This window comes from Rhizobium sp. P2_G2 (assembly GCF_056403555.1).
Genome location: NZ_JBFUFF010000145.1, coordinates 1 through 12,498, shown reverse-complemented (window position 1 = coordinate 12,498; position 12,498 = coordinate 1). Strand labels below are relative to the sequence as shown.

The window sequence follows — 12,498 nt, the reverse complement described above, 5'->3', positions numbered from 1 at the left end:
ATCACCCAGAATTGGCGCGGCCGGCCGCTTGAAAGCCGCATGGCCGTGGTCGAATTGATCGGCGCAACCACGACAACGACCGGCCTCAAGGTTGAATGCGCCATCGACACCCGCACCTACCAAAAGGGCGTCAAGGTCTCCAATGCCCAGATGGCAAGCCTCAATATCATAGGCGACCCGTTCCATCCGGAGTGGAACTACACTATCACACCAAGAAACATGTAGCGCTTATTGTCCGAACCGTCCTTAATTCGCGAATTCTCGCACGGCTCGCCCTCGCTGCGATGATAATAGCTGCGCCTATGGCGATCCCCGTCGAGGCAGCCCAAAGCAAACGTGAAGCCGCTTATGCTGAGGCCGCCGATTACATCGCCCAAGCTCACCTCTGCAGCATCGGGACAGGACATAAGTCCTATTTGAGCAAGGCGTTGCGCGCCAGCCGATCCTGGATGATCAAGGTCGGCTTTTCAGGCAAGGACGCCGACGCCCGGCTCCAATCGCTGATGACAAAGCTGAACGTACTGAGCAAAGGACTTGTCTTTCGGGCCGATGATCGGCTCTGTCGAAAACTCAGCGAACATCCCCCGCGTTAAGTATTGAACCGCCTGTATAGGCTGAGCCTCAAATCCTCTGCCTCAACCGTCCGGCCAGATCCTGGATATATTGCCACGCCACGCGACCCGACCGTGACCCACGGGTCGTTGCCCATTCCAGCGCCTCGAAATGCAGCTTTTCCGGCTCGATCGTCAGCTTGAAATAGTCCGCATAGCCATCGACCATCGCCAGATAATCCTCCTGGCTGCATTTGTGGAAACCGAGCCAAAGGCCGAATCGGTCCGATAGCGACACTTTTTCTTCGACCGCCTCGGACGGATTGATTGCCGTCGACTGCTCGTTCTCGATCATGTTGCGTGGCAGCAGATGCCGCCGGTTGGAGGTGGCGTAGAAGATGACATTGTCCGGCCGGCCCTCGACGCCGCCGTCCAGCGCCGCCTTGAGCGATTTGTAGGACGTGTCGTCATGGTCGAAGGAAAGGTCGTCGCAGAACAGGATGATGCGGTGGTCGGCGGCCTTGAGGATATCCATCAGCACCGGCAGTGTATCGATGTCCTCGCGATGCACCTCGACCAGCTTCATCGCCGTGCCGTGCTCGTCGTTGATCGCCGCGTGGATCGCCTTGACCAGCGAGCTCTTGCCCATGCCGCGCGCACCCCAGAGCAACACGTTGTTGGCCGCAAAGCCCTCTGCAAAGCGCTCGGTATTTTCGTAGAGAATCGATTTCACGTGATTGACGCCGCGGATCAACGACAGGTCGACGCGATTGACGCGACGGACCGGCGCCAAATTCTGCCTCTCCGGGTTCCAGACGAAGCAATCGGCCGCGTCCCAGAGGATCGGTTGCGGGGCAGGGCCGGCAATGCGGTCGGCGGCGTCTGCCAAGCGTTTCACTTCGGCCAATATGGCCTGCAGAATATCGTCACTCACGATCATCTCTCCCGATTGTGACCTCGTTCAGCCCGCTAACACGGCTGGCTTTCGGACGGAAAGGTCGGTTGGGCGTCAAAACGTCCGTTTTCGATGGCAAATTTGGAATGCGCTGTTGCAATGAAGGGGCATGTTCCTATATTGCGGCGGCCATAAACCGGGCCGGAAAAGCCCGATCGTTCAGTTTGTCCGGAGTAACCGATGCTCTTCACGGAAGCCTTCGCCCAGTCGACAACGCCAGCCGCGTCGTCGCCATTTGGCAATGGATTAGACATTCTCATTCTTTTCCTGCCGATGATCGTGGTGTTCTATTTCCTGATCTTCCGGCCGCAGCGCCAGCAGCAGAAGAAGCGCGAGGACATTCTCAAGGGCATCAAGCGTGGTGACCAGGTCGTTCTGGGCGGCGGCCTGATCGGCAAGGTGACCAAAATCATCGACGACAATGAACTCGAAGCCGAGATCGCTGATGGCGTCAAGGTCCGCGCCGTCCGCTCCATGGTCGCCGAAGTGCGCGTGCGCGGCGAGCCGGTCAAGGAGCCGCAGGCTGCCAACAAGCCCTGAGGCCGCCGATTCCTGCAGCCATCGGGTGCCTGCAGGTCTATAATCAAGACGTCGTACAAAACGCATCGAGAACCCCATGCTTCATTTTTCGCGCTGGACCTCAATCCTGATTTGGCTGGCAACGGCATTCAGCATCCTGTTTGCCGCCCCGAATTTCGTGCCGAAGGACCTGCTCGCCAAGCTGCCGTCATGGGTTCCGCATAGCACGATGACGCTCGGCCTCGACCTGCAGGGCGGTTCTTACATCATGCTCAAGCTCGAGCGTGGCGACATCATCAAGGAACGCGTCGACACGACGCTCGACGATGTCCGCGGCAATCTACGCAAGGCCAATGTCGGTTATACCAGCCTTGTGGCCAACGGCCAGAAGATCACCTTTAAGCTGCGTGATGCCGGCCAGGTCCCGGCCGCCAAGACTGCGCTCAAAGACGTCACCCAGCTGACGCCCGTCGGTGGTTTTACCGGTGGCACGATCCAGGAAGCGACGCTGACCAACACCGATGACGGTGTCTTCACTATCGGGCTGAGCGACCAGGGCATCAACTACCGCGTCCAGTCCGCTGTGGCGCAGTCGATTGAAGTCGTCCGCCGCCGCATCGACGAACTCGGCACGACCGAGCCGCTTATCCAGCGGCAGGGCACCGATCGCATCGTTGTCCAGGTGCCGGGCCTGCAGGATCCGCAGCGCCTGAAGGCGATCCTCAACAAGACCGCCAAGCTGACATTCCACCTCGTCGACCTGACGATGTCGCCGCAGGATGCGCTTCGGTCACGTCCGCCGGCCAATTCCGAAATCGTTTATTCCAACGACGATCCGCCGGTGCCCTATCTCATCCAGAAGCGTGCCATGCTGACCGGCGAAAACCTGGTCGACTCGCAGCCCGGTTTCAATCAGCAGAACAACGAGCCGATCGTAACCTTCAGGTTCGATTCGACCGGCGCGCAGAAATTCGCTCGCATCACCCAGGAACATGTCGGCGAACCTTTTGCTGTCGTGCTCGACAATGCGGTGATCACCGCGCCCAACATCAACGAGCCGATCATCGGCGGCTCGGGCCAGATTTCGGGCCATTTCACAGTGCAGTCGGCCAATGATCTCGCGGTGTTGCTGCGCGCCGGCGCGTTGCCGGCGACACTGACGGTGGTCGAGGAGCGCACGGTCGGCCCGGGCCTTGGCGCCGACTCCATCCATGCGGGCTTCATCGCTTCGCTCGTCGGCCTGATCGCAGTCATCTGCTTTATGGCTTTCTTCTACGGCACGCTCGGGATGATCGCCAATATCGCCATGATCATCAACGTCGCGATGATATTCGCGATCCTGTCGCTGCTGGGGGCGACGCTGACACTGCCGGGCATTGCCGGTATCGTGCTGACGATCGGCCAGACGGTCGACTCCAACGTGCTGTTCTACGAACGCTTCCGTGAAGAGGTCAAACAGGGCCGACCGATCGTCCAGGCGATGCAGGCGGGCTTCCAGAAGGCTTTTGGCACCATTATCGACGCCAATATCACGCATTTCATAGCGGCCGCCATCCTGTTCTTTATGGGGTCGGGGCCGGTGCGCGGATTTGCCATCACGCTCTGCATCGGTATCATCACCACGGTTTTCACCGCCTACACCATATCGCGGCTGCTGATTTCGATCTGGCTGCGCCGCACGCGGCCGAAAACGCTGCCGAAAGGCGTGCGCACCGCTTTCTTCGATTTCGCCCAGATCAAGTTCATGCGGTTGAAGAACATCACCTTCGCCGGATCTGCGGCGCTGGCCATCGCCTCGGTGATCGGCTTCGCGACGATCGGGCTCAACCTCGGCATTGACTTCACCGGCGGTTCGATCATCGAAATGAAGGCCAAGAACGGCGTTGCCGATCTCAGTGATATCCGCCAGCGACTCAATCAACTGAACGTTCCCGGCGTGCAGGTCCAGGGCTTTGGCGATCCGAGCAACGTCTCCATCCGTGTTCAAACGCAGCAGGGTGGCGGCGACAACGCTGACCAGTCGGCCGCGACCAAAGTGTTGAATGAACTGTCGAAGGACTACGAATCCCGCCGCAAAGAAACCGTTGGCCCGTCGGTCTCCGGCGAACTGGCAATGAAAGGTCTCTACGGCGTCGGCCTTTCGCTCCTGGCGATCATGGTCTGGATCTGGTTCCGGTTCGAATGGCAGTTCGCTGTCGGCGCCATCGTCGCTACCCTGCACGATCTGTTGCTGACCGTCGGCTTCTTCGTCTTCACCAGGGTGGAATTCGACATAACTAGTATCGCGGCGGTGCTGACCATCATCGGTTACTCACTCAACGACACGGTCGTCGTCTATGACCGAATGCGTGAGAATCTCAGGCGCTACAAGAAGATGCCGCTGCCGCTGTTGATCGACACCTCGATCAATTCGACGCTGTCGCGTACCATCCTCACCTCGATGACGACAACGATCGCTATCCTGGCGCTGGTACTGTTCGGCGGCGATGTCATCCGCGGCTTCACCGTTGCGATGTTGTTCGGTGTTGTGGTTGGTACCTTCTCATCGATCTATATCGCCGCCCCGGTCCTGATCCTCTTCAAGCTGCGTCCTGACACGTTCGACAAGGACAGGCAAGAAAAGGGCGCGAACGTTCCCGAGGTCCAGAGCCCGGCTGCCTAAAGCCTCGCCGAGGCTGCTCTGAAATGACGACATTGGCAGAACAGAAAGAGTGAGCCGGTGAAAAAAGGCATCGTCATCCGCGAGCAGCATTTTCCCGGCCGTGCGCCGATCGACGCTTATGGCAATGGCGGGTTCCGCTTTGCCGATATGAGTCACCGCGGCTCGATCCTCTGCCTGCCGTCCGGCATCTACGGCTGGCCGGTGGAAGAGGGCACGCCGCTCGATGTCGACAATCTGGGAAAAGTGTTTGCCGATGCGGCGGATATCGAAGTGCTGCTGGTCGGCACCGGCAGCGTGCTCAGGCCGCTTGGCAAGGACCTGCGCGCCGCGCTGAAAGAAGCCGGCATTTCCGCCGACCCCATGTCGACGGGTGCTGCGGTCCGCACCTACAACGTCCTTCTCGCCGAACAGCGTGCCGTTGCTGCCGCGCTGATTGCCGTGGAAGGCTGRCCATGCCGCTCGGCGAAACCGGGGCTTACGAGGCCTGTCTCGCTACGCTGCGCAGCACCGATTTCGACCGCTATCTCGCTTGCCTACTGATGCCTGAGGACAAGCGCGGCCCGGTCGCCGCGCTTTATGCCTTCAATGCCGAGCTCGCTCGTATCCGCGATGTCGTTCATGAACCGCTGCCGGGCGAGATCCGATTGCAATGGTGGCGCGATCTTGTCGAAGGCCAAGGCCGGGGCGAGAGCCTCGCCAATCCGCTGGCCGCGGGTCTGATGCAGGCGATCGACGAGCGACGCCTGCCGCGCGCGCCGCTGGCCGCCATGACCGAAGCCCGCATCTTCGATCTCTACGATGATCCGATGGCCTCCACCACCATGTTCGAAGGCTATGCCGGTGAGACGGCCTCGACGCTGATCCAGCTGACCGCGATGATCCTCGATCCGGTGAATGCACAGAAAGCAGCGGATGCAGCAGGTCATGCCGGCATTGCTCAGCTCGTCGCCGGCTGCCTTTTGCTGCTGCCCATGCATCRCAGCCGGCATCAAGTCTACATTCCCGGTGATATCCTCGCCGCGACGGGCCTCAACGCAGACTCTTTCCTGAAGGGCGAAGACAAAGCACAGATCGGCGCGGCGCTTTCCGCCTTCATCGGCTTCGGCCGCGATCACTTGCGCAAGGCGCGCGCCGCCATGCCTGGCTCCAGCCGGAGCGTAAGCGGAGCCTTTCTTTCTATAGCATTGGCCGAGACCGTTTTTGATCGCGCCGAAAGGGCCGGTGCAGCGGCACTTACGCAGTCGTTGCAGCCGTCGCAGCTCCTCCGGCAATGGCGCCTCTGGCGCGCCTCACGAAAACACCTGTTCTGATTCGTAGCGTGAGCTTTAGCCTTCGGTAACCATTTTCTTATTACCATGGTCTAATTGAACCGGAATGCCGGTGGATTTGGCCATGAGTTTTGCGTTTTCCAAGAATGTCCGGCGGGCCTGCCTGCCTCTGGCCCTCACTCTGGCATTGTCGGCCTGTTCCGGCGATCTGGTGCCGCCCGAGGATGTCGACGACAACACCACCGTCTCTGCCATCACGCCACGTCACAAGGTCGAGGACACGAACTACGCGGCACCGAGTGACCCGACCAGCCGTGCCGCCGAAAGCGCCGACTATCTCAACACGCCCAATCTTGCCGGCCAGGGACGCCGGCCTCATCAACAGGCCGACACGGCGGACAATGTCGATCCCTCCAATACGATCGATGCGTCGAACGACGATAGCCAGCCGGATGCCGTAGCGCCGAAAAAGCGGTTGCCGAAGATAGACGAAGATCCACAGCCCGGAATGGAGGCCCTGGCCTCGCCGGATCAATTGGACAATGCAGACCAGCAAGTCGCCAAGCAGAGCCAGATCCCGGATGACGGCGTCAACATGGATTCCACCCTCGGCGTCGAGGACCCAACGAGCCTCGCCCAAGAGGAAAATATCGACATCGCCGAAGGCAATACCGACGAGCCGGTGGTCGATGGCATCGGGACCGACACGCCAGTCGAGGTGCAGCACAAATCCAAGCCTGCTGAAAAGGCCGTCCCCTTCGACCAGGCTTCGACGGCTGATGAGATCACGCTGCCGGAAAAGCGTCGCCAGCCGCAGAACGAGACCAAGGTCGCCTTCTTGCCGCGCTTTGACGATCCGTCAGAAGTGCCGGAATCCTATGGCGGCCTGACCGCGGCCGATCGTGCCTGCCGCAGCGATCTCGAACGCATGGGCGTACGCTATCGCGAACTGCCGCCCATCTATCAAGGGCCGACGTGCGGCATTCCGCATCCGATCGAAGTCTCCGGCTTCGCCGGCGGCATCCGGCTCTATCCGGCGGCGAAGCTCAATTGCTCGATGACCCGCGTCTTCGCCAAATTCGTCAAGAACGAACTGGTGCCGGAAGCACGCTATCGCTATTTCTCCGGCATCAAGACGATCCACCAGCTGTCGTCCTATTCCTGCCGACGGATGGATTCGCTGTCCCGCAACCCCTGGTCCGAGCACGCCAAAGGCAACGCGCTCGACGTCGGCGGGTTCATCCTGAATAGCGGCAAGGAAATCGACGTTGCCAAGAAAGGCTTCTTCGAATTTCGTGAAAAGGGCCTACTGAACACAGTGCGCGCCGACTCCTGCAAGTATTTCAATACAGTGCTCGGCCCGGGCGATGCTTATCACGGCAATCATTTCCATTTCGACCTGCGCTATCGCAAGTCGGGGCGGCGGTATTGCAGTCTGTAGCGCGCTGCCACATTTCTGCCGCAAGCGTATAAATTTGTTCAGTTCTGCCTGAATAGTTCTTAATTCCGGAGCGTTATAGTCATGACATCAGTGGAATACGCCTGTCATGACCGAACAACCCAGTCCCAAAAGAGCCACCTTGATCCGCGCGGCGATCCTCGCGTCGATCATGCTTCTCCTCGGCGGCAAGTGGTATAGCTACGTTGCCTTTGCCGAGAGCCCCTATGATGCGTTCGGCGCCAGCCTCAATTCGATCATGCCCGGGCCGATCAATCGGCTGGGATGCGGCATGCTGCAGAAGCGCTTCGGCAACCTCCCGATCCCGCCCACGGGCTGCAATGTCGATGGCCGCTGGGCATGAAGCCCAGAGGCCTCAATCTCAGAGGCCTCAATCTCTGAGTTTGAGTTCATCACCGCTGAACGAGAAAGTGCTCAGCGTATTGAGGAAATTCATCCCCAGCAGGCTCGTGTCAAGCTTGCCCCGGCCGGCGACGCCCGCCTGGATATTGGTGCGCTCGATGCCACCGACCGAAAGACGGGGCAGGGTCACATAGGCGCTTTGCGCCGGGCCGTTCGCGGTCATCACCACCGATGAGAAGTTGAGCTGTTGCGGATTGAGTCCAGCGCGCTCGGCATCCTCGTAAGTGAGCACCACGGTCGTCGCTCCGGTATCGACCATCATGCGGACCGGCGAGCCATCGACCAGCGTGTCGGCGACATAGTGACCCGATTCACCCTTGAAGAGAACCACGCTGTTGAAGCCGTTTTCGTCGACCATCGACAGCGGCCGCCCGGGGATCAGGCCGGCGGTGACGCGCGACGCCACCTGCTGCAGATCGCCGCGATAGACATAGACGGTCACGAGCGCCAGAATGATGAGCGCCCAAAGCCCGAGTTGGCGTGCGGTCTGACCAAGGCTGCGCCTTGCCAATATCCCCGAACCCACCAAAGCTGCGAACATGGCATAGTAGATGAACCGGCCGGCGTCATCGCCATCGAGTTGTTGCCCGCTGCTGCCGGACGAAAACCACAGGAAGGCCACCAGCGCTGCCAGTGTGATGATAATACCCAGAAGCATCCGCTGCGGCATCAGGCGTTCTCCCCGCGCGCGATACGGCTGCGCCGTGTCTCACGCCGCGGCCGGCGCTCCACAGTTTCGAGCCGGGCCGGCAGGCCTGCCATGATCTGCAGGCGTTGCTCGCTGGTATAGCTTGTCCAGGCGCCGATCTCCTCGCGCGTGCGGCCGCAGCCGAAACAGTAGCCGGTCTTGTCGTCGATCGAACAGACGAGGATGCAGGGCGATTCCATAGGATTCCGATCCGCTTGTTTCGTTCTTGTCTGGCGCTTCAGCTGCACAGGGCAAGGGCGGCAAGCGCCGCCATCTCCGCGCATTGCTGTGACGCACCGATCGTGTCACCCGTATGGCCGCCGATCCTGGTCTGGATATAACGTGTCAGGGCCATGGTTGCCAGTCCGCTCGCGGCGATCGACAGGAGGGTCGCGCCAAACCCAGCCGTCGGCCAGATCAGCACGACCGCGCAGACCGCCGCCGAGATGAGTGCGACATTGGTCGAACCGGCCTCCGGCGATCCGGCGGAAGCGGCGACACCATCGTGCCGCGCCGGCGTCAGCGACGACCAGTGCCAGACCATGGCCGCACGGCTGATGCCGGCGGCGGCGATCAATACGAGCGCCGCCCGCGTGGGCGAGAGCGAAGCGCCGATCGCAGCCATGGCTGCGGCACGCAGCCCGTAGGAGAGGATCAGCGCCGAGGCACCATAGGAGCCGATGCGGCTGTCGCGCATGATCGCCAGCGCCTTCTCCCGATCGCGTCCGCCGCCCACACCATCGGCGGTGTCGCTCAGCCCATCCTCGTGCAGCGCCCCGGTGATCAGCGTGAGCGCGATCAGCGCAACGATGGCCGCCACGGGAGGCTCGAGATGGAAGGCCAGCAGGATCGCGAAAATCGCCGCCGGCGGCAGCATGATCAGCGCGCCTGCGGCCGGAAAGGCCTGCACCGTGCGCGACATGCTGCCGCCATAGCCATTGAAAAAACGTCCCGGCATCGGCAGCCGGCTCAGAAAGCCAAGCGACCGGACAACATCAATCTGAAAATCCCTGAAATTCATCCACCTGCCCGCGTCGCGCCAGGACGTGTTTGAGAGTTGCCCCCGGGCGAGTCAGCCGATATTAGGGGCTCGCCGAACTTAGGAAAAGAGTTTCATTCAGGAGTATAGGGCATGAGCGTCAGCGGCCTTCCATTCGACGACTTCCGCAACCTCATCGCCAATCTGCCTGGCCCGGTGACCGAGGCGCTGATCGATGCCCGTGAGCGCGACAAGCAACTCACCAAGCCGCCGGGTGCGCTCGGCCGGATGGAAGAGATTGCCTTCTGGCTCGCTGCCTGGACCGGCCGCAAGCCGGCCATCAATCGGCCGCTGGTGGCGATCTTCGCCGGCAATCACGGCGTCACCCGCCAGAAGATCACGCCCTATCCGTCCGAAGTCACCAAGCAGATGGTCGCCAATTTCTCGGGCGGCGGCGCCGCGATCAACCAGATCTGCGCCACCTACGATCTCGGCCTGAAAGTCTTCGACCTGGCGCTCGACTATCCGACCGGCGACATCACTGAGGAAGCGGCATTATCGGAACGCGACTGCGCCGCCACCATGGCCTTCGGCATGGAATCGATCGCCGGCGGCACGGACCTGCTTTGCATCGGTGAAATGGGCATCGGCAACACCACCATCGCCGCCGCGATCAACCTGGCGCTCTATGGCGGTACGGCGGAGGAATGGGTCGGCCCCGGCACCGGCTCCGAAGGCGAACTCTTGAAGCGCAAGATTGCCGCGGTCGAGAAGGCGGTGACACTGCACCGCGACCATCTCGCCGATCCGCTCGAAGTCCTGCGTCGCCTCGGTGGCCGCGAGATTGCCGCCATGGCCGGCGCTATTCTCGCTGCCCGCATGGAGCGCATCCCCGTCATCATCGACGGCTATGTCGCCACCTCGGCTGCCGCCATCCTGCGCGCTGCCAATCCTTCGGCGCTCGATCATTGCCTGATCGGTCATGTCTCGGCCGAGCCGGCGCATATGAAGGCCATCGACAAGCTCGGCAAGACGCCGCTTCTGGCGCTCGGCATGCGACTGGGCGAGGGGACCGGCGCGGCACTTGCCGCCGGCATCGTCAAGGCCGCCGCCGCCTGCCATTCCGGCATGGCGACGTTCGAAAGCGCAGGCGTCTCCAACAAGGACTGATTGTCATCCGTCTGTCATAATTCTCGCAAAGTTTGCAAAGCCTTAGCGGATATGCCAGATGGATGCCCGAGTGTCTGACTCGGGGCGAAAACCATGGAAGAGCCGCTAAGCAAGAAGAGAGGCCTGGCGCATCTGACGGCGGCAGCAAGCTATTCCTGGGCCGGCTTCTGGCGGGCGATGAACGAGTCCGCCTTCCGTCACGAGATCATCTTTTACCTCGCCGGCATGATCCTTTTCTATTTCGTCCACGCCACCGCGCTCGAATATCTGGTGCTGACCATCCTCTTCCTGATGATCTTCGGTTTCGAAGCACTCAACACGGCAATCGAGGAACTGGTCGACCGGGTGTCGCCGGAAGTATCTCAGACCGGCAAGCATGCCAAGGATCTCGGGTCGTTCGGGGTATTCTGTGCGCTGGTTGCCGCAGGGCTTTTCATGCTCTGGGTGGCGTTCCATTAGCACCTTTCGGCCAAGGCGTCAGTTCCGGAGCGTTTCACACTAAGCCGTCAATAGCTCGACGGTTTTTCTGGATTCTTCAGCATTTTAACAGACGATTGGGCGTTTTCGGTGACCTCATCAAGCTCGCTATCGATGTCGGGAGTTCCCATCGACATCCGTTCATGTCGGATTGCGACAACGTCCACATTCGAACCATCATAGACATAGTCGAGAAGATAGTCGCCGATCACAAAAGTCAGGGCGCCCTTGATCCGCAGACCGTGCATGCAGTTTCCCGCCTGCGGAAAGCTTTGCAGCATGCGTCTGGCATTCTATCGCCAGCGAGAGTTTTCTCGCTGCAGCCGGGTTGCGCAGCCGCAGATATTCGGTTTCGTGCCGGACAAAATTCGCCGCGGCAGCCGAAAGCCTAACTCTGATCACGCAACCTTCCAAGCAATGATCCGATCCATGTCGGCGATGACATCATCTATGTCTTCATACTCGCCTGATGCAATCTGCTCACGCCCTTTGATCGCCGAAAGAAGATCGGAGCCCTCATTTAGAAGATATGTTCTGAGTGCGCGGACAATGATGTAACTTCTGGAACGCTCCGTCGCTTCCGCGATGGTTTCGATATCCGACAAGACGTCTGAAGGGACTCGAAAGGTAACTGATTCCGACATATTGGCTTTCGACATCGTCTTCTCCTACCAATCCGTAAGACAATGTAAGACAAAATAGCCTCACTAACAAGCCCATCTCCCTCTCACTGAAAGAGATGAAAACCAGCGTTATCGCGGCGAGTGTTTGACAGGACTTGAATTTTAAGGCGCTGTTCAGTCTTAGACGCGCTTGAGGGAGAGCAGCTTCGAATCACGAACAGATATCGGCCACATAGGCCGCGTGCTATTCGCAGATTTCACCTCAAGCAAAGCTCTTGCGCCGACGATCCACTGCTTGCGCGTCTTCCACAGCCGGCAGCGATTGCTGCACGCGCTTGGCCGGCAGGATGGCTATGCATTCCGTGCCTTCGCGCAGCTTGGATTTGAGGTAGAACTGGCCGTCATGCTTGTGCAGCAGCGCCTGCACGATCGGCAGGCCGAGGCCGGTTCCCTGTTCGGCGCTCTTGATCGCGATCGAGCCCTGGCCGAAGGCGGAAAGCACGACAGGGATTTCTTCCTCGGGAATGCCGGGACCGTTGTCCTTGATCGACACATATTGGCCGCCCGACGCCGTCCAACCCGCCTTGACGACGATCTCGCCGCCCYGCGGTGTGAATTTTACCGCGTTGGAGAGAAGGTTGAGGATCACCTGGCGGATTGCCTTCTCATCGGCCCAGACCGAGGGCATGTCGGGTTCGAACTGGTCGATGATGCTGATGCTCTTCGATCGTGCCCGAAGCTGGAT

The 12,498-nt window shown here is 60.3% G+C and carries 16 protein-coding genes and 1 pseudogene; 10 read left to right on the top strand and 7 right to left on the bottom strand.

What is annotated here, in order from left to right; genetic code table 11:
* Positions 1–225: ISAzo13-like element transposase-related protein (locus tag AC1D06_RS39310; RefSeq protein ID WP_477987731.1), on the top strand; the 225-nt coding region annotated here is incomplete at its 5' end.
* Between the two features lie 77 nt (positions 226–302).
* On the top strand, positions 303–593 hold the full coding sequence (locus tag AC1D06_RS39305; RefSeq protein ID WP_477990957.1) for a hypothetical protein: 291 nt from the start codon (positions 303–305) through the stop codon (positions 591–593).
* A gap of 28 nt (positions 594–621) precedes the next feature.
* Here AC1D06_RS39305 and AC1D06_RS39300 read toward each other — a convergent pair whose 3' ends face one another.
* Positions 622–1,485 carry an ATP-binding protein gene (locus tag AC1D06_RS39300; protein WP_477990956.1) on the bottom strand — a complete coding sequence of 288 codons (864 nt, stop codon included), beginning with the start codon at positions 1,483–1,485 and terminating at the stop codon, positions 622–624.
* A gap of 201 nt (positions 1,486–1,686) precedes the next feature.
* Here AC1D06_RS39300 and yajC point away from each other — a divergent pair, with 201 nt between their 5' ends.
* From yajC to AC1D06_RS39270, 6 genes and pseudogenes are all read left to right on the top strand, one after another.
* The gene (yajC, locus tag AC1D06_RS39295; RefSeq protein WP_477878458.1) at positions 1,687–2,046 is read left to right on the top strand and encodes a preprotein translocase subunit YajC; all 360 of its coding nucleotides are present in this window, start codon (positions 1,687–1,689) and stop codon (positions 2,044–2,046) included.
* A 76-nt stretch (positions 2,047–2,122) separates the two neighbouring features.
* Positions 2,123–4,687: a protein translocase subunit SecDF gene (secDF, locus tag AC1D06_RS39290; RefSeq protein ID WP_477990955.1), complete on the top strand. Its 2,565-nt coding sequence runs from the start codon at positions 2,123–2,125 to the stop codon at positions 4,685–4,687.
* Between the two features lie 57 nt (positions 4,688–4,744).
* A pseudogene (locus tag AC1D06_RS39285) lies at positions 4,745–5,128 on the top strand (Mth938-like domain-containing protein); the annotation flags it as partial.
* A gap of 11 nt (positions 5,129–5,139) precedes the next feature.
* Positions 5,140–5,997 (top strand): phytoene/squalene synthase family protein, encoded by an 858-nt coding sequence (locus AC1D06_RS39280; protein ID WP_477990954.1) that lies wholly within the window; start codon positions 5,140–5,142, stop codon positions 5,995–5,997.
* An 82-nt stretch (positions 5,998–6,079) separates the two neighbouring features.
* Complete coding sequence (locus AC1D06_RS39275) at positions 6,080–7,396, top strand: extensin-like domain-containing protein (RefSeq protein ID WP_477878454.1); 1,317 nt, start codon at positions 6,080–6,082, stop codon at positions 7,394–7,396.
* Positions 7,397–7,502: 106 nt separating this feature from the next.
* The gene (locus AC1D06_RS39270; RefSeq protein ID WP_477990953.1) at positions 7,503–7,757 is read left to right on the top strand and encodes a hypothetical protein; all 255 of its coding nucleotides are present in this window, start codon (positions 7,503–7,505) and stop codon (positions 7,755–7,757) included.
* A 27-nt stretch (positions 7,758–7,784) separates the two neighbouring features.
* Here the strand turns inward: AC1D06_RS39270 and AC1D06_RS39265 are convergent, their stop codons facing one another.
* Genes AC1D06_RS39265 through AC1D06_RS39255 form a run of 3 tightly spaced genes read right to left on the bottom strand, consistent with a single transcriptional unit; the run spans position 7,785 to position 9,525 of the window.
* A complete protein-coding gene (locus AC1D06_RS39265; RefSeq protein WP_477990952.1) occupies positions 7,785–8,486 on the bottom strand; it encodes a retropepsin-like aspartic protease family protein in 702 nt (233 codons plus the stop codon).
* Positions 8,486–8,704 (bottom strand): DUF1289 domain-containing protein, encoded by a 219-nt coding sequence (locus AC1D06_RS39260; RefSeq protein WP_477990951.1) that lies wholly within the window; start codon positions 8,702–8,704, stop codon positions 8,486–8,488. The genes AC1D06_RS39265 and AC1D06_RS39260 overlap by 1 nt, the downstream gene beginning before the upstream one ends.
* A 38-nt stretch (positions 8,705–8,742) precedes the next feature.
* Positions 8,743–9,525 (bottom strand): adenosylcobinamide-GDP ribazoletransferase, encoded by a 783-nt coding sequence (locus tag AC1D06_RS39255; RefSeq protein WP_477990950.1) that lies wholly within the window; start codon positions 9,523–9,525, stop codon positions 8,743–8,745.
* A 111-nt stretch (positions 9,526–9,636) separates the two neighbouring features.
* Here AC1D06_RS39255 and cobT point away from each other — a divergent pair, with 111 nt between their 5' ends.
* On the top strand, positions 9,637–10,653 hold the full coding sequence (gene cobT / locus AC1D06_RS39250; protein WP_477878449.1) for a nicotinate-nucleotide--dimethylbenzimidazole phosphoribosyltransferase: 1,017 nt from the start codon (positions 9,637–9,639) through the stop codon (positions 10,651–10,653).
* Between the two features lie 93 nt (positions 10,654–10,746).
* Entirely contained in the window at positions 10,747–11,112 is a 366-nt protein-coding gene (locus AC1D06_RS39245; RefSeq protein ID WP_477878448.1) for a diacylglycerol kinase, read from the top strand.
* 47 nt (positions 11,113–11,159) lie between these two features.
* On the opposite strand, the gene AC1D06_RS39240 is transcribed toward AC1D06_RS39245, so the two are convergent.
* The 3 genes from AC1D06_RS39240 to AC1D06_RS39230 form a co-directional block, all read right to left on the bottom strand.
* Positions 11,160–11,411 carry a type II toxin-antitoxin system RelE/ParE family toxin gene (locus tag AC1D06_RS39240; protein ID WP_477878447.1) on the bottom strand — a complete coding sequence of 84 codons (252 nt, stop codon included), beginning with the start codon at positions 11,409–11,411 and terminating at the stop codon, positions 11,160–11,162.
* A 117-nt stretch (positions 11,412–11,528) separates the two neighbouring features.
* On the bottom strand, positions 11,529–11,789 hold the full coding sequence (locus AC1D06_RS39235) for a CopG family ribbon-helix-helix protein (protein WP_477990949.1): 261 nt from the start codon (positions 11,787–11,789) through the stop codon (positions 11,529–11,531).
* 226 nt (positions 11,790–12,015) lie between these two features.
* Positions 12,016–12,498: sensor histidine kinase (locus AC1D06_RS39230; RefSeq protein WP_477990948.1), on the bottom strand; the 483-nt coding region annotated here is incomplete at its 5' end.